The 20,471-nt window shown below is 46.0% G+C and carries 20 protein-coding genes; 14 read left to right on the top strand and 6 right to left on the bottom strand.

Going from position 1 to position 20,471, the window contains the following annotated elements; all coding sequences use genetic code 11:
- Positions 1-297 precede the first annotated feature (297 nt).
- The 3 genes from NDI42_RS26090 (at position 298) to NDI42_RS26080 (ending at position 2,850) form a co-directional block, all read left to right on the top strand.
- The gene (locus NDI42_RS26090; RefSeq protein WP_190451043.1) at positions 298-1,257 is read left to right on the top strand and encodes a TIGR04222 domain-containing membrane protein; all 960 of its coding nucleotides are present in this window, start codon (positions 298-300) and stop codon (positions 1,255-1,257) included.
- 175 nt (positions 1,258-1,432) lie between these two features.
- Positions 1,433-2,263: an MbnB/TglH/ChrH family RiPP precursor modification enzyme gene (locus NDI42_RS26085; protein WP_190451041.1), complete on the top strand. Its 831-nt coding sequence runs from the start codon at positions 1,433-1,435 to the stop codon at positions 2,261-2,263.
- The gene (locus NDI42_RS26080) at positions 2,254-2,850 is read left to right on the top strand and encodes a hypothetical protein (RefSeq protein ID WP_190451038.1); all 597 of its coding nucleotides are present in this window, start codon (positions 2,254-2,256) and stop codon (positions 2,848-2,850) included. The genes NDI42_RS26085 and NDI42_RS26080 overlap by 10 nt, the downstream gene beginning before the upstream one ends.
- A 404-nt stretch (positions 2,851-3,254) precedes the next feature.
- Here the strand turns inward: NDI42_RS26080 and NDI42_RS26075 are convergent, their stop codons facing one another.
- The gene (locus tag NDI42_RS26075) at positions 3,255-4,937 is read right to left on the bottom strand and encodes a DVUA0089 family protein (RefSeq protein WP_190451036.1); all 1,683 of its coding nucleotides are present in this window, start codon (positions 4,935-4,937) and stop codon (positions 3,255-3,257) included.
- Positions 4,938-5,850: 913 nt separating this feature from the next.
- On the opposite strand from NDI42_RS26075, the gene NDI42_RS26070 reads away from it, so the two are divergent.
- A complete protein-coding gene (locus NDI42_RS26070; RefSeq protein ID WP_190451034.1) occupies positions 5,851-7,977 on the top strand; it encodes an NACHT domain-containing protein in 2,127 nt (708 codons plus the stop codon).
- Between the two features lie 42 nt (positions 7,978-8,019).
- Here NDI42_RS26070 and NDI42_RS26065 read toward each other — a convergent pair whose 3' ends face one another.
- On the bottom strand, positions 8,020-8,751 hold the full coding sequence (locus NDI42_RS26065) for a carbonic anhydrase (RefSeq protein ID WP_190451045.1): 732 nt from the start codon (positions 8,749-8,751) through the stop codon (positions 8,020-8,022).
- Positions 8,752-9,067: 316 nt separating this feature from the next.
- On the opposite strand from NDI42_RS26065, the gene NDI42_RS26060 reads away from it, so the two are divergent.
- Positions 9,068-10,504 (top strand): carotenoid oxygenase family protein, encoded by a 1,437-nt coding sequence (locus tag NDI42_RS26060; protein ID WP_190451032.1) that lies wholly within the window; start codon positions 9,068-9,070, stop codon positions 10,502-10,504.
- A gap of 550 nt (positions 10,505-11,054) precedes the next feature.
- Here the strand turns inward: NDI42_RS26060 and patX are convergent.
- A complete protein-coding gene (gene patX / locus NDI42_RS28985) occupies positions 11,055-11,267 on the bottom strand; it encodes a heterocyst-inhibiting protein PatX (RefSeq protein WP_399315813.1) in 213 nt (70 codons plus the stop codon).
- A gap of 481 nt (positions 11,268-11,748) precedes the next feature.
- On the opposite strand from patX, the gene miaB reads away from it, so the two are divergent.
- The 4 genes from miaB to ndk all read left to right on the top strand — a co-directional run bounded on the left by miaB (position 11,749) and on the right by ndk (position 15,972).
- Positions 11,749-13,104, top strand: a complete 1,356-nt coding sequence (miaB, locus tag NDI42_RS26055) for a tRNA (N6-isopentenyl adenosine(37)-C2)-methylthiotransferase MiaB (RefSeq protein ID WP_190451030.1) — start codon at positions 11,749-11,751, stop codon at positions 13,102-13,104.
- 350 nt (positions 13,105-13,454) lie between these two features.
- The gene (locus tag NDI42_RS26050; RefSeq protein ID WP_190451029.1) at positions 13,455-14,018 is read left to right on the top strand and encodes a hypothetical protein; all 564 of its coding nucleotides are present in this window, start codon (positions 13,455-13,457) and stop codon (positions 14,016-14,018) included.
- 132 nt (positions 14,019-14,150) lie between these two features.
- Positions 14,151-15,260: a D-alanine--D-alanine ligase family protein gene (locus tag NDI42_RS26045; protein WP_190451026.1), complete on the top strand. Its 1,110-nt coding sequence runs from the start codon at positions 14,151-14,153 to the stop codon at positions 15,258-15,260.
- Between the two features lie 262 nt (positions 15,261-15,522).
- Positions 15,523-15,972, top strand: coding sequence for a nucleoside-diphosphate kinase (gene ndk / locus NDI42_RS26040; protein WP_190421700.1), 450 nt, complete (start codon positions 15,523-15,525; stop codon positions 15,970-15,972).
- Positions 15,973-16,022: 50 nt separating this feature from the next.
- Here the strand turns inward: ndk and NDI42_RS26035 are convergent, their stop codons facing one another.
- On the bottom strand, positions 16,023-16,712 hold the full coding sequence (locus NDI42_RS26035; protein ID WP_190451024.1) for a TerC family protein: 690 nt from the start codon (positions 16,710-16,712) through the stop codon (positions 16,023-16,025).
- Positions 16,713-16,962: 250 nt separating this feature from the next.
- On the opposite strand from NDI42_RS26035, the gene psaM reads away from it, so the two are divergent.
- Both psaM and NDI42_RS26025 read left to right on the top strand, forming a co-directional pair.
- A complete protein-coding gene (psaM, locus tag NDI42_RS26030; RefSeq protein ID WP_190421696.1) occupies positions 16,963-17,058 on the top strand; it encodes a photosystem I reaction center subunit XII in 96 nt (31 codons plus the stop codon).
- Positions 17,059-17,218: 160 nt separating this feature from the next.
- Positions 17,219-17,626 carry a slr1601 family putative cell division protein gene (locus NDI42_RS26025; RefSeq protein ID WP_190421694.1) on the top strand — a complete coding sequence of 136 codons (408 nt, stop codon included), beginning with the start codon at positions 17,219-17,221 and terminating at the stop codon, positions 17,624-17,626.
- A 52-nt stretch (positions 17,627-17,678) separates the two neighbouring features.
- Here the strand turns inward: NDI42_RS26025 and NDI42_RS26020 are convergent, their stop codons facing one another.
- Positions 17,679-18,392 carry a tetratricopeptide repeat protein gene (locus NDI42_RS26020; RefSeq protein WP_190451022.1) on the bottom strand — a complete coding sequence of 238 codons (714 nt, stop codon included), beginning with the start codon at positions 18,390-18,392 and terminating at the stop codon, positions 17,679-17,681.
- A gap of 138 nt (positions 18,393-18,530) precedes the next feature.
- Between NDI42_RS26020 and NDI42_RS26015 the strand changes: the two genes are divergently transcribed.
- Genes NDI42_RS26015 through NDI42_RS26005 form a run of 3 tightly spaced genes read left to right on the top strand, consistent with a single transcriptional unit; the run spans position 18,531 to position 19,846 of the window.
- Complete coding sequence (locus NDI42_RS26015; RefSeq protein WP_206755887.1) at positions 18,531-18,806, top strand: hypothetical protein; 276 nt, start codon at positions 18,531-18,533, stop codon at positions 18,804-18,806.
- Entirely contained in the window at positions 18,803-19,270 is a 468-nt protein-coding gene (locus NDI42_RS26010) for a hypothetical protein (protein WP_190451020.1), read from the top strand. Before NDI42_RS26015 ends, NDI42_RS26010 begins: the two co-directional genes overlap by 4 nt.
- Before the next feature lie 12 nt (positions 19,271-19,282).
- On the top strand, positions 19,283-19,846 hold the full coding sequence (locus NDI42_RS26005; protein ID WP_190451018.1) for a glutathione S-transferase family protein: 564 nt from the start codon (positions 19,283-19,285) through the stop codon (positions 19,844-19,846).
- Positions 19,847-19,910: 64 nt separating this feature from the next.
- Here NDI42_RS26005 and NDI42_RS26000 read toward each other — a convergent pair whose 3' ends face one another.
- Positions 19,911-20,048, bottom strand: coding sequence for a photosystem II reaction center protein K (locus tag NDI42_RS26000; RefSeq protein WP_190421686.1), 138 nt, complete (start codon positions 20,046-20,048; stop codon positions 19,911-19,913).
- Positions 20,049-20,471: the final 423 nt, after the last annotated feature.

The following is a 20,471-nucleotide window of genomic DNA, read 5'->3' as shown; positions in this document are numbered from 1 at the left end:
ATCGTTGAAGATTTAATGAGATTAAATCGCAATAAATTAGAGCATTATTTACGAGGGATGAGGGCTATGAAGCTCATTGTATCAACGTTTTAGCTTTCATGTCGCCCCCTCAGAAAAAATTTACAAAATTAGCCTCATAGAGAATTGTAGATTCGGCTGAGGAAGTCCTAACAAATTATCTATACCGCTTCACTAAAATTTACAAATTTAACTTGCTTAGATTTTCCGTAAAAGCGCAACCTAACACTGTAGGAATGCGCGGAAATAACTATCCAAATGCAAGAAGGATCGTTAATAATGGATAAGCTACTAATTAGTATCTTGGCTTTGTTAGTGGTTGTGACAATCTGGAACCCATTAGCCAACCCAATTGCAGATATGTATGGCCCGTACTTTCTGCTATTTTATGCCTTTGTTAGCGGAGTGACGATAGTAATTTGCGGGTTGAGCATTCATAGTTCCGACCAGACCGCAAACTTACCTTTGCCCTTAGTTCCTGCCGACCCCGACCCCTACGAAATTGCCTATATGCGGGGTGGAGAAAATGAAGTTACAAGATTAGCTCTTTTAAATTTAACAGGGCGCGGTTACTTGCAGGTTGCAGGCGATCGCTTAGAAAAAGCACGCAATCATCCAGATCCTTTAATTCTGCCTGTAATAGAGCGCGATGTGTTTCGCTGGTTCGTTTCTTCTCACAAAGCCCAGGAAATCTTCCAATCATCGCTACCTGCCACAGTGAAGCAGCACTGTACAGTTTACGAACAGCGGCTACAAAATGAGAAACTGCTGTGTCCGGATGAAACAAAACAGATAGCACAGCGCGTTAGTTGGAAAGGAGTGCTAATTATCCTGGGTTTAGGCAGCTACAAGCTCGTAGTAGCTCTAGCAAAGGGATATAGCAATGTTGTGTTTCTCATCGTTCTGGGCATTGTTTCGCTCATTACCCTGGCCGTTGTCTGCAAACCACTCCGCTTGAGTCAGCGAGGACAAGGTTATCTCAAGCGACTACAGCAAACATTTGAGAACCTGAAGTGGCAAGCTTCCATCCTCCGCCCTAGTGGGGCAGACTTTGGCCTGTTACTGCCTGTAGCCATCTTCGGTGTAGGGATGCTAGCAGCAACCCCCTATGCTGAATTTGAGAAAATGTTCCATCTGTCAGCAGCTAGTGGTGGGGGTGGTTGTGGTGGAGATAGCGGCGGCTGTGGTGCTGGCTGCGGTGGTGGCTGTGGTGGTGGCTGTGGTGGATGCGGCGGGTGAGGAAGAAGCCATCGGAAGCTTCTCTTTGGCTTGTCTTCGCGTCCTTTGCGTCTTTGCGGTTTATTAATCTTATGTCTCATCTACCCAGTTTTATCTCGTTTCCAAGTTGAGCCTGGAAACCAGTAGACTCTCTACAGCCTTTTCTCTGCGTTCTCTGTCTCTCCGTGGTTATTCTATGTCCCATCTACCCACTCTAGGCATCGGCTTAGGTTTCCGAGAACCTTTCCGTAGCGACTTGTTTCTGCATCAACAACAAGTTGACTTTCTAGAAATTGTTGCCGAACACTATCTGGATGCGCCACCCCAAAAACAGCAAGAATTAGAACTATTGGCGGATCACTTTCCGCTTATTCCCCACGCGATTAATCTGTCGCTAGGTAGTGCAGAAGGTTTAGATACCGATTACTTACGGAAACTGGCAACACTAATTAAACAACTCAATCCGCCTTGGTGGAGCGAACACATCTGTTTTACAAAAGCGGGTGGAGTAGATATCGGACATTTATCACCGCTACCCTATACACACGAAGCGGTAGAAGTTCTTTGCCGCAACATTGAGCAAGTGCGTCGCTATGTTGACGTGCCATTAATTTTAGAGAATATCACCTATATGGTGACACTTCCCGGCGCAGAGATGACGGAAGCCCAGTTTTTAACCGAAGTAGTAGAACGTTCTGATTGTGGGTTGTTGCTGGATATTACGAATTTGCATATCAATGCTGTAAATCATAATTATGATGTTGGTGATTTCTTATCGCAATTACCTTTAGAAAGAATTGTCCAACTGCATTTTGTGGGCGGACATTGGCATAATGGCGTGTTAATTGATAGCCATTCGCACTCGACACCGAAGGAAGTTTGGCAACTGATGGATAAAGTTGTCGCTAAAGTTCCAGTTAAAGGGATTGTGCTAGAACGGGATGAAAACTTACCGCCTTTTGCTGAACTTTCCGCTGAATTGGAAGAGGCGCGTAAAATTGGAAAGCGTTATAGACGATGGGATTAGCTCAAACACAGCAAATTTTAGCCCAGCTTTACACTAATAGTGTGTTGCGATCGCGTTTTTTTGCCAATCCGCAAGCAGTCGGTGAAGAGTTGGGACTTAATTCTGATGAAGCACAGCAGCTGGCTAAATTATCTGCACAACAGGTTAACCTTTTCGCCAGTTCGCTGAAACGCAAGCGGTTGGGAGAAGTGCGCGAACTGCTACCTTTGACTTACTCCGTTTTGGGGAAAGGCTTTGCTGAGTTATTTTGGCGATACGCTGAGACTTATATACCCACGGGAATCAAAAAACATCTGGAGGATGCGATCGCATTCTCCACTTTCATCGAAGTTACTCAGCGAGAAAGCATCAATCCGCCTTGGGTTGTGGATTTGCTGCGCTACGAAAAAGCTTGGCTACAAGCCGCAGAACCTAGTAGCCGATTAACTGTATGCTGGTTTCGTTATGCCATCGACAAGTTAGCGCGAACAGTACAACAAGATGAAACTCCGGTGGTATTGATGCAACCTGCGATCGCTATCTGGTTTCGCCTGTCGCCGCGAAGCCATCTGCGGCATTTCGTGCTGAAGTTGTATGCGATGCGCTGATGCGCTACCGCTTCGGCGTAAGTAGCTATAGCATTCCTAAAGAATTTATGAATTATTTTTTCGTTTGTAGCGTGCCACAGACAGGATGCCTGCCCTACAATTTACAAATGAAATAGAATTCCCATATACATAAAATACCTTAAGCTTAAACAGCCCTTCGGCTTAACCTAAGTAGAAAATATTTATTTAATATTTATTAAAATTTTATAGGTTGGGCAAAAGTCCAACCTATAAAATTAAACTATTAGACTTCTTGCAAAAGTACCTGAATAACCCTTTTCTAACTTTCCTCGTTAACAGCAGAAGCACAAATCATTATTACTTCCCCTGTTTACGAAGAAACTGATTTTTGTAGTTTTCACCTTTTGCAAGAAGGCTATTAAATGTGCAACGCCCTGGAACTTCTAAACGAAATTGAAGTTACTACTATTCAGATTCAGGTCTAAAGGCGAAACCCCTTGAACAATAGCAACTAGGTCGTTGCCAAAAGATATGGATGTCCCCGACGGAAGACCCTCAGGAGATGCACCTAAGCTAAAAGTAGCAGCTTGAACGCCAGCTAAATCTATCGTGTAGCTGCCAGTACCGAAACCGCTACCGGGGAAAGTAGGTGGAGTTCCCACTGGATCGTTATTGAAGCTGGAGATTGCTAGAAAGTATGTACCGGATTCTAGTGTTGAAGCAGGAAGCGTGGATTGAAAGGTGCCGCTAGAGTCGTCATTTTGAGCAACTAAGATGCCATCCTCGTCGAAGAGGAACAACTGCGTGTCAAAATTAGCACCGCCGACTGTTGTGGCAAAAAAATCTTCCTCGCCACTCAGAGTGATTTGGAATACGTCAACATCGTTACCACTGGATATTGTCCCAGTAATAGAGTCTAACGTTCCCGATCCCGGTGCAATAACCTGAGCCTCAGTAAGAACCTGTCCTGCGTCCCCGGCTTCAGCAATAGTAAGAGGAGTGTCGGGATTTTCAGGGAGTTGTATAACATCTTCATTGAGATTGAAGTCAGTAATCAGGGCGTAGTCACTATTGCCGCCACCAACGTAGTAAACTTCAGAGCCTCCCCGTGAGTTCCCTAATACCGTTCCGTTGTCGCCGAGAACGAAAGTATCGCTACCTTCACCGCCAGTTAAAGTATCAATCTCGAAGGGAGCGATCGCGCTTCCGTTTCCGCCAAATCCAAATTGTTGAACAAACGGGTCAACGCCAATCAGCGTATCATTCCCAGCGCCACCAGAGAGGGAGTCGCTACCAACTCCACCAACAAGTAGGTCTGCTCCCGCTTCACCGATGAGGGTGTCATTGTCTAAGCTACCGAAGAGTATATCGTCACCATTCCCACCATTGAGGAAATCGATCCCAGCTCCCCCATCAGCTAGGTCGTTACCGTCGTTACCGAAGATTTGGTCATTTCCGGCGTCAGCAAAGAAGCGATCATTCCCGATGCCCCCAAAGGCTATATCGTCGCCGTCCCCGCCATTAATGATATCGTCCCCATCGTTACCAAACAGAATGTCATTGCCAGCCTCACCAAATAGTCGGTCATCCCCCAGATCCCCCGATAGTTGGTCATCCCCCTCACCAGCAAATAGAACATCAAATCCATCGCCACCAAATAATCGGTCATTCCCAGCTTCACCGTTGAGGAAGTCATCACCAAAACTACCGTCGAGGATGTCATTGCCAGCACCCCCAGTTAGATTATCAGCCCCCTCGCCACCATTCAGGTTGTCATCGCCATCTCCACCATTGAGAGTGTCATCCCCGTTCTCCCCAAAAAGGGAGTCATTTCCACCTTCACCAAATAGAACATCGAACCCATTACCACCATTGATGAAGTCATTTCCACCTACACCAAAAACTTGAGAGTCCCCAAAAATTACGTCGTTGCCGTCCTCTCCAAACAGGAAGTCGTTACCACCGCCACCAATAATAATGTCAACCCCAGTACCACCAAATACAAAGTCATCTCCATTAAGGCCAAATATGCCATCATTGCCATCCAGCCCAAAAATTTGATCGCTCTCATTAGTACCAATAAGAAGATCGTTGTTGTTACCAGGTGCGCCAGAAATAACAGCCATCTATGTTCACCTCATTTTTAAAAGAAATCATGATTTTGCTTACAGAAAGTGTGGAATTACTCCTCACATCTTTCAGCAGCTTTTCTTGACATAAATTGGAGTGTTTCATCTTGAAGTCCACAAGAATACTCTTGGCGTTTCCCTATAAAATTTGGGTTATATTGCCGAGATAAAATTTGCCGACTTCTGATGACTTATCAGGGCCAGCTCCGGGAAATTACGCAGACCGTTACAAAAGTACACATTAATCTTTTGGAGGGTCATAAAACCCGATTTTCAGGAGCTACTTAGAGGATGTTTGAAAAGGTATTATCTGTAATATTCCTCACTCAGCGTTCCCCCTAAATCCACCTTTAAAAGGGTTGAAACAGCCTCAAAGTCCTCTTTCCAAGAGAGATTTAGAGCAGGGTGCTTTCATAGAATCGAAGAAAATATCGAAAATTGCGATACATCTGTAGGGGCATGGCATTGCCATGCCCGAACCCAAGCAGGTATGGCGGAAACCTGATAACCGCCATATATTTCACCCAACTGAGAAACGCTATAGTTTTGTCGGTAGCTTTTTGCTCGTCCCACCCCCTCTTAGGAAAGGCTTTTCAAACCGCTCCAGACCTAACCCCCAGCTCCTTCCCTACCAGGGAAGGGGAGCCATCTTCAAAGCCCCTCTCCGCATCGGAGAGGGGTTTGGGGAGTCTGCCGACTTGTGTGTACACGGTAGCTTGCAAAAGAAGGCTATTCAGTTCTACTTGATTGATTCCACCTTCCATCACAAGCGTTTCCAGTTCCGCCCTTTTGAAGGAGCGTTAGAGGGGAGCAAATGTGTGGCATCAAAACGTATTGCATTAGGATAGCCGTCTGGAAAAAGCAGCGACTAAGTTGTAGAAATAACTAAAACTAACTCATCCCTACCCTTATGACAGGATTTGAACCCGCAGTTGCAGATGCAGCAATCAAAGGTCTAGCTGGCGTTGTGATTAAAACAGTTTGGGAAGGTGGGGGTAAATTTCTCAGTTTGATAGGCGGAAGCCTAGATGAGGGAAAAAAGCAGCTAATTTTTAACGCATCACGGCAATATGTCAAGAACTATACTGAGCGTCACGGCATCCTGAAAGTGTTGGGAATGCGGGAACCTGTAGCCTTAGAGTCAGTCTATACTGGCGTTCAGTTTTTAGATGAGCAAGATATTTGTCGATTTGAATCAATTGACAGCCTAGAAGAAGCTTACCGCCAAGCTCAAAGACGCAGTTATCACTCTAAAGATACCCGTAAGCAAGAAGGGCTGAAAGTTGCTAACGAAAAGCAATATCTCATGGTACTGGGTGGGCCAGGAGCGGGAAAATCCACATTTTTACGGCGGATGGGACTGGAAGCACTGAAGGGCAACAAGGGAAAATTTAAGCACTCCTGTATCCCGGTTTTCATCGAACTCAAAATATTTAACACAGGTGATATCAATATTGAGAAAGTCATCAGTGATGAATTTCGTACTTGTGGTTTTCCTTCACCTGAAAAATCTACTAAGAAATTATTAGAGCAAGGCAAGTTGCTAATTTTGCTGGATGGTTTAGATGAAGTACCGACCAAGAACTTAAATGAGGCTATTGGTCAAATTCAGAATTTTGTTGACCAATATGATAAAAATCGTTTCATCGCCTCCTGTCGCACCGCTGCTTATCGCAGTGTTTTTCGTCGGTTTAGCGATGTGGCAATGGCTGATTTTGACGATACTCAAATTGAGCAGTTTATAGGTAACTGGTTCCAGTCAGAAGCAGATAAACAGGCGAAAACTGCTAAGAAATGCTGGGAAATATTGCAAAAACCAGAACATAAAGCAGCTAAAGAGTTAGCTCAGACTCCCTTATTGTTGACATTTCTCTGCCTGGTATATGACCGTTCTCAAAGCTTTCCAGATAATCGCAGCGTTCTCTACCGGAAAGCACTGCGAATATTGCTTGAGGAATGGGCGTCAGAAAAGCGAATTCTGCGAGATGAAATTTATCAAGGACTGCATACAGAGTTAGAAGAGATACTTCTATCTGAGATTGCCTACAAAGGTTTTGAGGCAGATCGATTATTTTTCTCGCAGCGAGAGGTTGTTGAGCAAATCAAAACCTTTTTGGCTAGTAACTTAAATGCGCCTCAGCATCTAGACGGGGAGGCGGTTCTGAATGCTATTGCCATCCAACAAGGTATCTTGGTAGAACGAGCGGAAGATATATTTTCGTTCTCCCATCTGACACTACAGGAATATTTAACTGCCCAATACATTGACGATCATCGGCAAATCGAGAAATTAGTTACCGAACACCTCACAGATAAACGCTGGAAAGAGGTATTTTTGCTCGTAGCTGGGTTGATGCGTGGTGGAGCCGATGACTTATTGTTGCGGATGGAAAAAGAGGTGCAAAAGTACATCAATACTCCTAAACTAAAAGCTTTATTACACTGGGCGGAACAGGCAACCTCTGGTTCGGAAAGCGATATTAAACCTGTAGGTAAAAGGGCGATCGCCAACGCCTACGCCATCGCCTACGCCTACGCCAATGCCAATGCCAATGCCATCGCCAACCCCAGCCCCAACGCTATCGCCAACCCCAACGCCATCTCCATCGCCTACGCCTACGCCAATCCCTACGCCATCGCCATCGCCGATATCGCCATCGCCATCGCCATCCCCGACGCCGACGCCATCGCCGAAGCTATTGACAATGCCCGTGAACTTGACAAACTAAAAATCTTCAACAATATAAATTTTGCTGTGCTAGTTGCCCGACTGGAAGCACTAAAAGCTAAAATTCCTGACGATAAACAACCCTTGGAAGTGCGTGGGGAATTTGCGTATCGTCTCTTTCAAACCTTGCTCAATGCTTTCAATCTCAACTTAGAAATGGTCAATTTAACTGAGGAAGAAATCAAGGCGCTCGACAATTATTTCTATGCCAATTACCTCATAATTCAGTGCAAACAAGCAGCGGTGCGAGTGTCACCCAAAACATGGGAAGAAATAGAGGAAAGAATGCTGCTGGTTCCTAATAATTGAAATTGCAGATACCAGCAGATAAAAGGTTTATAACCCCCACCTTCATCGCGCGGCAGAACCTCTGTAAATTCTTTCTGCTTGCGCAGAAGATAAGCGCATGGATGGAATTCGTTCAGTATTAGATACTACAGGCTGATCATCATACGAGGGAAGTTCACTGTAGGGTGCCGCGAACTCGTGAAGAACAGGATCGTACTCCAAAACCTGCCCTGTTTCAATCTGATAGACCCAAGCGTGGAGAGATAGCTGTTTTCGGTGAAGTTTGGAGCGAATTACTGGATAAGTCCGCAGATTTTCGATTTGGGTTAGCACGTTCTCAGCAATGGTGGCGTCCAGAAGTTCTTCCCCATCGAGGTTTGTGTAGTTATCTTTAACCAGCCGCCGAGTTGCTTCTGCGTGCTTTAACCATTCGTAAACTAGCGGCATTTCTTCAGCTAATTTGTCCAATTTTAACAGTCCCTTCATTGCGCCGCAGTGGGAATGACCGCAGACAACAATTTGCTCGATACCTAAAGCATGAACGGCGTATTCAACCGCTGCGCCTTCGCCGCCATTGGTTGCGCCAAAGGGCGGAATCATGTTACCAGCATTGCGAATAATAAATAGTTCGCCGACACCAGCTTGAGTAATCAAATTTGGGTCGATACGCGAATCTGAGCAGGTGATAAATAGCGCTCTCGGTTTCTGACCGTGAGCGAGTTGCTCAAACAACTCATGGTGCGTGCTGAAATAGCCGCTTTGGAACTGGCGCAGACCTTTAATCAGTTTTTTCATAAAACCTATTTTTTTTTGCGATCGCGATCGCAATTTCCCTCTAATAATAGGAAACCGCGATCGCATCTCCAGAAGACGCATTGTAACGAAATTGCAACAATAATCCAACTAATTTTAGAGCTTTGCTACTTAGCGAGAGTGCCAGCGTCTTCATTTTTACAGTTCACACAAATGGCAAATTGTCAATAAAAAAGTTTTGGCAGGTGTCCCGCCTACCCTACAAGAAAGTTTATTAGCGATCGCATTTTCTACAGATAGCAGCACTCCCACAAAATTGTTCAAAATAAAGAGAGAACGTGCTTAATATCGCTCAACAATGACAACTGCCACTAAACCATCAACACAGAAAGCTTGGGCGAAAGCCCTCATCCCGCCAGCAAAAGAATTTCCCCTCACCCCTTTACCACTGCTTTCGGGCAAAATACCGGAAGGGTTGCGGGGTACGCTGTATCGCAATGGCCCTGGACGCTTAGAACGCCAACCTTCGGGTCGCGTGGGACACTGGTTTGATGGCGATGGGGCAATTTTGCGAGTGCATTTCACAGGTGACGGCGCTACCGGACTCTATCGCTACGTGCAAACAGAAGGATATAAAGAGGAAACCGCAGCCGGTAAATTCCTCTATGGCAACTATGGCATGACCGCACCAGGGCCAATCTGGAATCAATGGCTCAAACCCATCAAAAACGCCGCCAATACCTCAGTCCTGGCGCTGCCTGATAAACTCTTAGCACTTTGGGAAGGTGGGCAACCGCACGCCCTTGACCTACAAACTTTGGAAACTTCGGGATTAGATGATTTAGCTGCATTGGATGCGGGAGCGCCTTATTCAGCTCACCCCAAGCGCGATCCTCAAACAGGCGAAATTTTTAACTTTGGTATCGCCGCTGGAATGAACGGCAAGCTGAATATCTATAAAAGCGACTCTACTGGCAAGATTCTGCAAAAGGGGGAAGTTCAGCTTGATGGTATCCCCTTAGTGCATGATTTTGTCTTGGCAGGGCAATATCTGGTGTTTTTTATTCCCCCAGTGCGATTAAAAGCCCTCCCGGTGTTGGCGGGAATCAGTAGCTATAGCGATTCGCTAGAGTGGCAACCTAAACTCGGTACTCAGATTTTAGTTGTTGATCGCAACACCTTATCTGTGGTGAGCCGTAGCGAAACCGATCCTTGGTATCAGTGGCATTTTAGCAATGGTTATGTTGATGCTGATGGGATGGTTATTGTAGATTTTGCACGCTATAAAGATTTTCAGACGAATCAGTATCTCAAGGAAATAGCGAGTGGCGAAACTCACACACCTGCTAAACCAACGCTGTACCAAGTAGGATTAAATCCGCAAACGGGCAAAGCAATTTCTGTGCAAGAATTGTTAAATCGACCCGGCGAATTTCCGCTGGTTCCTCAGCAATACGTGGGGAAAGCTTCGCCTCATACCTATCTATCAGTATTTCGGGAAGGGGCGGATATTGGTAAAGAAATTTTGGGCGCGATCGCACGTTTCGACAACCAAACTGGTAATCTCACAGAAACTGATTTGGGCGAAAATCGCTATCCCACCGAACCCATCTATGTGACTGATGCCTTGAATCCTGCACAGGGTTGGGTGTTAACTGTGGTATACGATGGCAATTCTGATACTAGCGAAGTCTGGGTTATGGATAGCGATCGCTTAGACGATCAACCTGTTTGTCGTTTAGCATTACCCAGCGTTGTTCCTATGGGCTTTCATGGTACCTGGAAACCCGCTTAAATTAGGAGCCTAGGAGTTATTAGTTTGAGATTCATAACTCCTAGTCCCATTACCTATCTTATGAACAAAAAAAGCACCTATAGCATCCTATTTGATTTCTAAACCAGGGTTAAGATACCCGACTTCTTACAGAAGTCGGGTATCTCGCCTTTACGAATCATTCATAACTGCTATAGAGCAATTCTAGGGTTGGGTTCGATACATCTGTAGGGTACATGGCATTGCCATGTACCCTACCAAGGTCGCGCGAAGCTCAGAATTACGATATACTCCGCCTAACTGAGAAACGCTATATACAAAAACAAAAATAATAAAACAAGAAGCTCATTTAATTAAATTAAATAAGCTTCTTGTTAACAAAACCAACTTATATTTCAGATACCATTACAAAAAAGATTGGCGACGTATGGCTCCCTAAAACAACCGATGGCAAGAGTTTCAAAATCTAAAATCCAAAATCCAACCGCCCTACTTCGGCTCTCTAAAAATAGAAATAAAGACCCATTGGAGCCTAATTATTCGAGACTTATTTCTATGTCTAGCCAAGAGTTTAAAAACTCCTTTCAGCCATCGCGACACTACCTAGTCCTTTCCGTCCGCTACCGCGATGGGCGCTGTCCTGGCTAGGATCGTGAGCGGATAACTGTTGTTGAACCGAAGATGTTTGTTGCAGATTTTCAGAGTGTTTTTCAACGGCATGCAAGTTAACCGCTAAGCCAGTAACTAACAAAGTTGAGAATAAGATGGAACTGTAAAGGCGCATAGTAGATGTCTCGTCAGAGCTTCTATTCCCTGATTCGGACTCTTGAATGCACTATCAGGATAAAATCCTGAAATCGTTCGCCTGATGGGGTTAGAGAATGTCAAAAATTATTTTTTAATGCGTAGAATAAACACTTGACAGTTCGGCTTGCCGTATTCTTTTATCAGAATAAAAAATTCTAGAATTTTGCTTTGGGGTGCGATGAGTTAGCTAGAGCATTAAATATCTTCGCTCGTAGCACATGCTGCTAAAGTAGGGTAGACATTGCCAGCTATAGCATTCCTAAATGATTCGTGAAGGCGAGATACCCGACTTTTGTAATAAGCCGGGTATGTGAACCGCTGGATTGCTATATACAAATTGGCTTCGCTAAAGTTTTGTGTTTAAATAGGCTGCGGGCGACCAACCTGGATTCTCTAGATAGGTAAGATATACAAAGAGATATAAAGTTCCCATTTCCACGGATTTGTTTGAGCCATCCATGACCACTTCTCCCCGCCGCTATCACATCACCACCTTCGGCTGCCAGATGAACAAAGCCGACTCAGAGCGCATGGCTGGCATATTGGAAAATATGGGCTTTGAGTGGTCAGAAGACCCCAACGATGCCAGTCTGATCCTCTACAACACCTGCACGATTCGGGATAATGCCGAACAAAAGGTTTATTCCTACCTGGGTAGACAGGCAAAGCGTAAGCAAGAGCAACCGGATTTGACCCTCATAGTTGCTGGTTGTGTTGCTCAGCAGGAAGGAGAGCAATTGCTGCGGCGGGTGCCAGAACTAGACTTAGTTATGGGGCCACAACACGCCAACCGCCTTGAAGATTTGCTTCAACAAGTCTTTAACGGGAATCAGGTGGTGGCTACAGAAGAAGTCCACATTATGGAAGACATTACCAAACCGCGCCGCGACAGCAAGGTGACGGCTTGGGTGAATGTTATTTATGGCTGCAATGAGCGCTGTACTTACTGCGTGGTTCCTAACGTCCGGGGCGTTGAGCAATCTCGGACTCCAGAGGCGATTCGCGCCGAAATGGAGGAATTAGGCCGTCAGGGGTACAAGGAAGTGACCCTGCTGGGTCAAAATATTGATGCTTATGGGCGGGATTTGCCTGGGGCGACAGCCGAAGGTCGTCATCAGCACACCTTGACAGATTTGCTTTACTATGTACATGATGTTCCGGGGATTGAACGCCTCCGTTTTGCCACCAGCCATCCGCGTTATTTCACAGAACGCTTGATTCGCGCTTGTGCGGAGTTGCCCAAGGTATGCGAACTTTTTCATATTCCCTTCCAGTCCGGGGATAACGACATTCTCAAGGCAATGTCGCGGGGTTACACCCAGGAGAAATATCGCCGCATTATTGATACCATTCGGCGATATATGCCGGATGCAGCGATTACCGCTGATGCGATTGTCGGTTTTCCTGGGGAAACAGAGGAACAGTTTGAGAATACGTTGCGGCTAGTTGAGGATATTGGCTTTGACCTTCTAAATACTGCTGCTTATTCGCCGCGTCCGGGTACGCCCGCCGCGTTGTGGGAAAATCAGCTGAGTGAGGAAGTCAAGAGCGATCGCTTGCAACGTCTCAATCACTTGGTTAATGTAAAAGCGGCTGAAGCATCGCAGCGCTACTTTGGACGCATTGAAGAAGTGCTGGTAGAAGACCAAAATCCCAAAGACCCGACTCAGGTAATGGGACGCACTCGCGGCAATCGGCTTACCTTTTTCACAGGTGATATTAACGAACTCAAAGGTAAAATAGTCCCAGTGAAAATTACCCAAGTTCGCCCTTTTAGTTTGACAGGTGAGGCGCTATCAGTCGCTTGCTGTTAGCCTTTGCCTATCACACCCAGAGAGTAAAATTTACTCCTACAGCGCCTTAGCCTCAATGTTCTACAAGCCAAGCCCACGCAACGGGAAGATAAATATTAGCCTCGCGTTGCGTCGGGCTTCGTTTGTATAGCCGCGACTTTAGTCATTGGGCATTCTTACAATAAATGTATAAATACACTTCATCTGGCGGAAAATATTACTCTTGACCAGAGGAAGACATTTGCCTATTTCCCACGTCCGGGGTCAGAGCATGAAGCAGTTTTGCATCTGTTTTGAAGACTTAGGACTAATTTGCCAGGATTACGGTTTCCAGCTAAAGGGCAATATAGTCAAAGAAAAAAGTTAATCAGATGAAAACATTTGTTACATTGTGGAAACTCGAAGTAAACTCCCGCCTCCCACTCCTGCGACGGGACTTACAAGAAGCGGTTTATCTTCCCCCTCGCTTAGCTTACGCCTTATACAACACCCTGATATTGGTGTATTGGTCGGCAATTGCGGCTGGTAGCGCCGGTTGGTTGGCTTGTCGCTTTACTTACTTACTCGGTGTTAGCACTCGTCAATTCCTGCTTCCTAAACGGGAACCGCTTCAGCTAAAGAGTAAAAAAACCACTCTTCAGACTCTAACCTCTACGACACCAATCACGGCTGCAAAACCCACTCTTCAAGCTGCTGTCACGCAACCACTCCCCGCAGCAGAACCAGTTAAGGCTCCAGTCACAACTGTACCTTCCGCAGTTGAACAGATAGCAGTCGGCGAACTAACGACGACTGCGGCGCAAAAGGTCAAAGCAGCAAATCCTGATAAAGTTGTCTTGGCGCGGCCTTGGGGTAAAGGATGGCGGATTGCTGTTCTGGAGCCAGAAGAAGCTGCAAGTATCCAACATCCTTGGAAACTGGTGGTGCGTTCTTGAAGGCAACTAGCGATCGTATTCTTCCTGATTGGTGCTATGAATCTTGCTAATTAGGTTTTAAACAGCTGGAGGTCGTTGTAGCCGTCCAGCTATGATAGGCTATCGGCTCTGAGGAGTGCCAAGGAGAAAAAAATGAAAAAATTGCGGGTTGGGTTGCTGTTTGGCGGTTGTTCCGGAGAACATGAGGTTTCGCTCTCATCAGCACGAGCGATCGCGCAAGCCCTAAGCGCAGACCAAAATACCGGAAAGTACGAAATCCTGCCTTTCTACATCCGCAAAGATGGACGGTGGCAAGCCGGGGAATTGGCGCAACAAGTTTTAGAATCAGGAACACCCCTACAATTAGAAACTTCAACTCCTGATTCCCCATCTCCAATCGCCAGTAGCGAAATATCAACCGCCAACACGCAACAACTCAACCGTTGGCAATCTCCCTCCCAAGCTGATGAGATAGATGTCTGGTTCCCCATCCTACACGGCCCTAACGGGGAAGATGGCACGGTTCAGGGAATGCTGAAATTAATGCAGGTTCCCTTTGTGGGAAGTGGGGTTTTAGGTTCTGCGATCGGGATGGACAAAATTGCTATGAAAATGGCTTTTGCCCATGCGGGAATACCCCAGGTGAAATATATTGCTGTCAATCGGTCGCAGGTGTGGTCTAATCCTTGTATTTTCCCGAAACTCTGCGAAGAAATTGAAGGAACTCTGGGCTATCCGTGTTTTGTCAAGCCGGCAAATTTAGGCTCATCGGTGGGAATTAGCAAAGTGCGATCGCGCACTGAGTTAGAAACTGCCTTGGATAACGCCGCCAGCTACGACCGTCGCCTGATTGTAGAAGCAGGTGTCGTGGCGCGAGAAGTAGAATGTGCCGTTTTAGGCAACGACAATCCCAAAGCCTCTGTCGTGGGAGAAATTACTTTTCAAAGTGATTTTTACGACTACGAAACTAAGTATACTCAGGGAGAAGCAGATTTGCTGATCCCCGCACCATTACCAGATGCGATCGCTACTCAAATTCAAGACCTGGCTCTCAAAGCTTTTACCGCCATTGATGCTGCTGGTTTAGCACGGGTAGACTTTTTCTATGTCGAAGCCACAGGCGAAATTTTAATTAACGAAATCAACACGTTCCCAGGCTTCACAGCGACCAGTATGTATCCCCAACTATGGGCAGCAAGTGGTATTTCTTTCCCTGAATTGGTCGATCAGTTAGTTCAACTAGCGCTAGAACGACATACCTAAAGCAATCTCCTTGCAAGTTAGAGCCTGGGAACGATACACAAGAAGCTCTGCGTCTTGTAAAAATTAAAAAAAGTTCACAATTGTGTGAGGCGAAGCGGCGCTTCGCTAACAAAATCCTCATTCCCAGTCTCTAACTGGGAATGAAAAAGGTTTTCGCCAAGGTACGCCAAGAAAAAGCTATCCTTGGTTGTCCTTTGCGTTTAAAAGCCTTCTAGTCTAATCTAAGTTTTGTATCAGTTTGTGAAATTCAAAGGAGATAAACTTGGAACGGACATTTGTCATGGTTAAGCCGGATGGCGTACAGCGCAACCTTGTAGGTGAGGTCATCCGCCGTTTTGAAAGCAAAGGTTTCACTCTGGTTGGGTTAAAGCTAATGAGTGTTAGCCGCGAACTGGCAGAACAGCACTATGACGTTCACCGGGAAAGACCCTTTTTTGCTGGTCTGGTCGAGTTTATCACCTCTAGTCCAGTGGTAGCGACGGTATGGGAAGGTGAGGGAGTTGTAGCATCAGCAAGAAAAATTATCGGTGCTACCAACCCGCTGACAGCAGAACTGGGTACGATTCGCGGTGATTATGGAGTTAGCATTGGTCGCAACCTCATCCACGGTTCTGATGCTATCGAGACAGCACAGCGGGAGATAAGCCTCTGGTTTAAGGATGAAGAACTCGTTAGCTGGAAACCAAGTTTGACATCTTGGCTGTACGAGTAAATAACTAATGGCTAATGGTTAATTACCATTAGCCATAATTTTTTTCCTTTTTATTTTTGAGTTTCCGTGGGAGTTCGCTGGGAAAATCCCCAGGTAAATATGATCGCAATACAGGAGATCATTAACCAGTCTGGTGCATAAGACTCCAGGTTAAAGGCTCTCAATAGCAGTCGCAATCCCACCAACGCTACTGTAATGTAGCCAGCATCCTCAAGATGCACAAATTCATCTAGCCAGCGGATGAATAATCCCGCCATGAACCGAAGCGTAATCACCCCAATCGTACCTCCGGCGATAACAAGCGCGGTATCTTTGGAAACAGCGATCGCTGTCGTTACGCTATCGAGGGAAAAAGCTAGATCAGTAAAGGCTATTATCGGAATTGCCTGCCAAAGGGAAGTAAAACGCGGCCCATGATGTTCCTGATCTTTCCCGTCATCCGAAGTAAAGTATTGGAACACCAGCCAAAGCAGATACATTGCACCTAGTAGCTCAAACTGCCAGAACTGAACAACCCAGGTTGCTGTCAGAATCAAGGTGATTCGGAGGATATAGGCAACTGCTAATCCGAAGTTGAGAGCGCGACGTTGGAGAGTGCTATCTTCTAAGCCTTGTGCAATAGCTGCTAAGGCGATCGCATTGTCTGCTGACAGCACCGCCTCTAACGCCACCAGAACTAGCAGTACCAGGGGAGCTTCAATTCCTACATTGAGCGGAGAGTTCAGGATGTGGTCTAGCATTAACGCCTGTTTAAACTGGAAATATCAAATTAAAAGCAATAATTTCAAGGCTAAAACGTGCCAAAATGATTGCTATCTTAATTAAGCTTAACCTTTGTCGGGAAAGTTTAGACGAAATCAACGATGCTATGCAAACATATGGGTTAAAATTTTTAGGCTTGTGTGTTGCATCTTGTTACAAGATAGTTATAGTAGGCATGATTTAGCCGAAATTGTTGAACTATAAACCTGAAAAAGGAGTTTGTAAACAATGTCTATATCAGATACCCAAGTCTTTATTGCTTTAGTTGCCGCCTTGATTCCCGGCATCCTGGCAATCCGCTTATCAACGGAACTGTACAAGTAGCGATTAGGGGCTGGGGACTAGGGACTGGAAGGGGGATTAGGGACTAGGGACTGGGGACTGGGTAAGATTCTTCCCAATACCCAATACCCAATACCCAATACCCAATACCCAATACCTAATCCCCAGCCCCCAATCCCCAGCCCCCAATCCCCAGCCCCTTATGAATGCAATTGAACCCACAAGACCTCCTCTGCAATCGGTACCACAACGGGCGGTTCCCCGGACGCAGCGACAACAGCGACGCCATCCCAACCGGGGGACGCTCGTGGAAACCACGGCTAAGTTAACTGTAAATATAGTGCTTTCATCGGCGGCGATCTCCGCGCTGGCGCAACTGTTGCCTTATCATATGTCCCAGCAAGCAAAGCTCTCGGACATTCAAGAGGAAGTTAAACGCACAGAAAAACGTGTCAACCGCTTGAGTGATAACTTCAGGCGTTATTTTGACCCGCAGCAAGCCAAAAGCGTTATGCAGGAGCAAAGCCATCGTGTAGACCCCTCTCAGCGTCAAGTGGTCTTGATGGATAGCAGCACGACTGAAGAAGAAGAATTGAAAATGGCAAATTAAAAATTAGGCATTGCCCTTTTTTAATTTTTATTTTTTAATTTTTAATTGTTCTTCAGGCGATCGCAGGTTTCAGCAACTGTATCATCCAAGTTTCGACAACCAGGCGCAAGCGTCCAGCCGCACCAGATCGGGAAAGCAAAGCTAAAGCGTTCTGGTAGTCAGCGATCGCGCAGTTCCAGTCACCCCTCAGTTCGTAGGTGCGACCGCGTTCTGCATAAATGTTACCTTCCAGCTGTCCTAGTCCCATTACTAGGTCAAAATTCTCTAGGGCCAAGTCGTACAATCCCAAATCCCGAAAGGTGATACCTTGGTTAATCCAAGCGCGAACATTGCCGGGGTTGAGATCCAGGGTCATCTCATAGTCAGCGATCGCTTCTGCCATCTGTCCCACAGAAGCGTAGTAGTTGGCGCGATTGTTGTAGGCGCTGTCTAGGTGGGGATCTAGTTCCAAAGCGGTATTGTAATCAGCGATCGCTTTTTCCTTTTGACCGCTCTGAAAATAAATTAGCCCTCGGTTATTGTATTGGGCTGCACTCATGGGGTTGCGCTCAATTAAAGTTGTCAGGATAGCGATCGCGCTCTCGTAATCGCCTTGTTGTGCTTTTTCCTTTGCCTGAGAGCGCAGCGAACCATCTGACTCTATCGCGTGTCCGACTGATACAGATTTGACTCGAAGTAAACGTCTTGGAGCCGCGCCAGTCGATGAGATCGGATAACTGTGTTGGTGTCTTGCTTGGTCTTGACAGTGGATTGCGCGAACGTTCATATCATTTTCAAAGGTATCTTGGACTTATCTGGAATCACTTTATCGCCTTGCTTTGAGTCGCTGCCTTGCTTCTGTGTCACTTAAGTAAAGCGTCTGGCAAGCGGTCGATTGACACCCAGACAATCCAGTTAGGCTTGGATGTCCTTTAAATACCTACAGCCCCAATCCACAGCATTACTGAAACCTCTACAGACAAACAAAGCGATCGCTTTTTATCTGTCCAGAGAAACCGTTTATCATGTGAAGCTTAAGCGATTGGCATATAGCGGAATTGGGGAGAATGTGGCTGGGAATTGGTTCTGTGGCACATATATCCCTTGCCTATCCTCTTCCCCTCTAACCCCATCTGGTAGAATGCAAGCGATGATCAAGCTGTGTTGGTGTTTTGAATCTTTAAGGAAAACAACTTTATGACAACTGCAACTTTCTATCCCAACGCCCCGGATCTGTGCGAAGATGACTACCTGCTGCTTGGCTTAGCCACTTGCTTCTACAAGGAAGATGGCGAAGTTCGTGAAGTAAAAGTAATTGAACCCATCCCCTCAGCCGCCCTAGAAGCGATTCTCAAAGGAATTCCCACCTCATACCAGATGGCGATCGCTACCACGATGGGCGCTGTCCTCACAGAGGATAATACACTCGCCCAGCCCGCTGATTTCCCACAAGAGGCGCAGTTTAGTGATGAGTTTGCTTTTCGCGCGATCGCATCTGCCCGCACTTATAAAACCCACCCAGAAGCCCAGTCTCATATCCCTGTGGGAACAACCCGCACTGACTTTAACTATTCCATAGAACGCAAGCGGGTACTGAATGCTCAGCGCGTTGTTCGCAAGGAAGACAACGTAAAACAACACTCCCATACTCACAAAGTTCTTTAAGGTTTAATTATCATGTTGAAACTCTACGGAGGAGCCTTTAGTCGCGCGTCAATTGTCAAGTGGTATCTGGAAGAACTTGGCATTCCTTATGAATTTGTCATGCTGGATATGCAAGCAGGCGCTCACCGACAACCAGATTATCTCGCGATTAATCCTATGGGCAAAGTCCCGGCGCTTGTGGATGGGGATTTTCAGCTTTGGGAGTCGGGGGCAATTCTGCTTTATTTAGCCGAAAAGTACGGCAAGATGCCATCTTCCCTAGAACAAAAAGCAAAAATTACTCAGTGGGCGATGTTTAGCAATGCCACACTAGGGCCAGGAATTTTTGTGGAAGCCAGCCGGGAACGGGAAATGCCCAAGTTGATGCAACCGCTCAATGACATCTTAGAGCGGCAACCGTTCTTAATGGGAGACGAGTTCAATGTCGCCGATGTAGTGGTTGGGTCAATTTTGGCTTACATCCCAATAATGCTAAAGCTGGACTTGAGCGAATATCCAGCCGTTGTGGACTATATCAAGCGTCTTTCAGAGCGTCCTGCTTTTGGCATTGGCAAGGAAATGGGGACGCGCGGTTAAATAAAAATAAAGGATGTAGAGCTGCGCCCTGCATCCTTTATTTTTACAAAGTGGAATTTGGGGTTTAACGGAACCCTACAGCAGCTTGCCAAACGAAAGCAAGCAACAAGAAGAACACGGGGATGATCGGGAGAACGTCTACCAGTGGATCAAAGAAGGAGTAAGCTTCAGGCAGTTTTGCCAATAGCAGTGCTGCTTCCATATTTAAATTTACCTTTCCAACACAGTTTTCAGAATTGACATGGATCTTAACACGATCTAGCTTGCATCTTCCTGGTTTTGGACGGTTAGAAGCAAATTTTATCGGAAGCGATCGCCTCTTGCGTGTGCGTCTAGTTTTTCACCCGGACAAGGCTTGCCCAACCCTGCCCTCTGCGTAGATGAAAGCCTTTATCGTGGTAGTGGTAAACATATAATCATAGCCGGATATGGTTAAGCTTTTGAAATCTCTGGGATTTATATGCCAACTTGTCACGATTGTGGCGTTTAACATTCTGTTAAAAATGGTCGGATATAGCCTTTTCCTGTCTAGTGAGGTACGCTCAAAGCATAGAGCATGAGTATTTTCTTGATTAGAGATGAAACCCTACTCCCTTGACCTGCGGCAAAAAATTGTTGACACCTA

It is taken from the genome of Funiculus sociatus GB2-C1 (assembly GCF_039962115.1).
Classification (GTDB): domain Bacteria; phylum Cyanobacteriota; class Cyanobacteriia; order Cyanobacteriales; family FACHB-T130; genus Funiculus; species Funiculus sociatus.
The sequence above is the reverse complement of the archived record's forward strand: the minus strand, read 5'-3'. Positions and strand labels throughout refer to the sequence as shown.

Excerpts from the sequence above, each read along its gene's own strand:
- NDI42_RS26090 (WP_190451043.1), top strand. The coding sequence starts at position 298 with ATGGATAAGCTACTAATTAGTATCTTGGCTTTGTTAGTGGTTGTGACA.
- NDI42_RS26085 (WP_190451041.1), top strand. The coding sequence starts at position 1,433 with ATGTCCCATCTACCCACTCTAGGCATCGGCTTAGGTTTCCGAGAACCT.
- NDI42_RS26080 (WP_190451038.1), top strand. The coding sequence starts at position 2,254 with ATGGGATTAGCTCAAACACAGCAAATTTTAGCCCAGCTTTACACTAAT.
- NDI42_RS26075 (WP_190451036.1), bottom strand. The coding sequence starts at position 4,937 with ATGGCTGTTATTTCTGGCGCACCTGGTAACAACAACGATCTTCTTATT.
- NDI42_RS26070 (WP_190451034.1), top strand. The coding sequence starts at position 5,851 with ATGACAGGATTTGAACCCGCAGTTGCAGATGCAGCAATCAAAGGTCTA.
- NDI42_RS26065 (WP_190451045.1), bottom strand. The coding sequence starts at position 8,751 with ATGAAAAAACTGATTAAAGGTCTGCGCCAGTTCCAAAGCGGCTATTTC.
- NDI42_RS26060 (WP_190451032.1), top strand. The coding sequence starts at position 9,068 with ATGACAACTGCCACTAAACCATCAACACAGAAAGCTTGGGCGAAAGCC.
- patX (WP_399315813.1), bottom strand. The coding sequence starts at position 11,267 with ATGCGCCTTTACAGTTCCATCTTATTCTCAACTTTGTTAGTTACTGGC.
- miaB (WP_190451030.1), top strand. The coding sequence starts at position 11,749 with ATGACCACTTCTCCCCGCCGCTATCACATCACCACCTTCGGCTGCCAG.
- NDI42_RS26050 (WP_190451029.1), top strand. The coding sequence starts at position 13,455 with ATGAAAACATTTGTTACATTGTGGAAACTCGAAGTAAACTCCCGCCTC.
- NDI42_RS26045 (WP_190451026.1), top strand. The coding sequence starts at position 14,151 with ATGAAAAAATTGCGGGTTGGGTTGCTGTTTGGCGGTTGTTCCGGAGAA.
- NDI42_RS26035 (WP_190451024.1), bottom strand. The coding sequence starts at position 16,712 with ATGCTAGACCACATCCTGAACTCTCCGCTCAATGTAGGAATTGAAGCT.
- psaM (WP_190421696.1), top strand. The coding sequence starts at position 16,963 with ATGTCTATATCAGATACCCAAGTCTTTATTGCTTTAGTTGCCGCCTTG.
- NDI42_RS26025 (WP_190421694.1), top strand. The coding sequence starts at position 17,219 with ATGAATGCAATTGAACCCACAAGACCTCCTCTGCAATCGGTACCACAA.
- NDI42_RS26020 (WP_190451022.1), bottom strand. The coding sequence starts at position 18,392 with ATGAACGTTCGCGCAATCCACTGTCAAGACCAAGCAAGACACCAACAC.
- NDI42_RS26015 (WP_206755887.1), top strand. The coding sequence starts at position 18,531 with ATGTCCTTTAAATACCTACAGCCCCAATCCACAGCATTACTGAAACCT.
- NDI42_RS26010 (WP_190451020.1), top strand. The coding sequence starts at position 18,803 with ATGACAACTGCAACTTTCTATCCCAACGCCCCGGATCTGTGCGAAGAT.
- NDI42_RS26005 (WP_190451018.1), top strand. The coding sequence starts at position 19,283 with ATGTTGAAACTCTACGGAGGAGCCTTTAGTCGCGCGTCAATTGTCAAG.
- NDI42_RS26000 (WP_190421686.1), bottom strand. The coding sequence starts at position 20,048 with ATGGAAGCAGCACTGCTATTGGCAAAACTGCCTGAAGCTTACTCCTTC.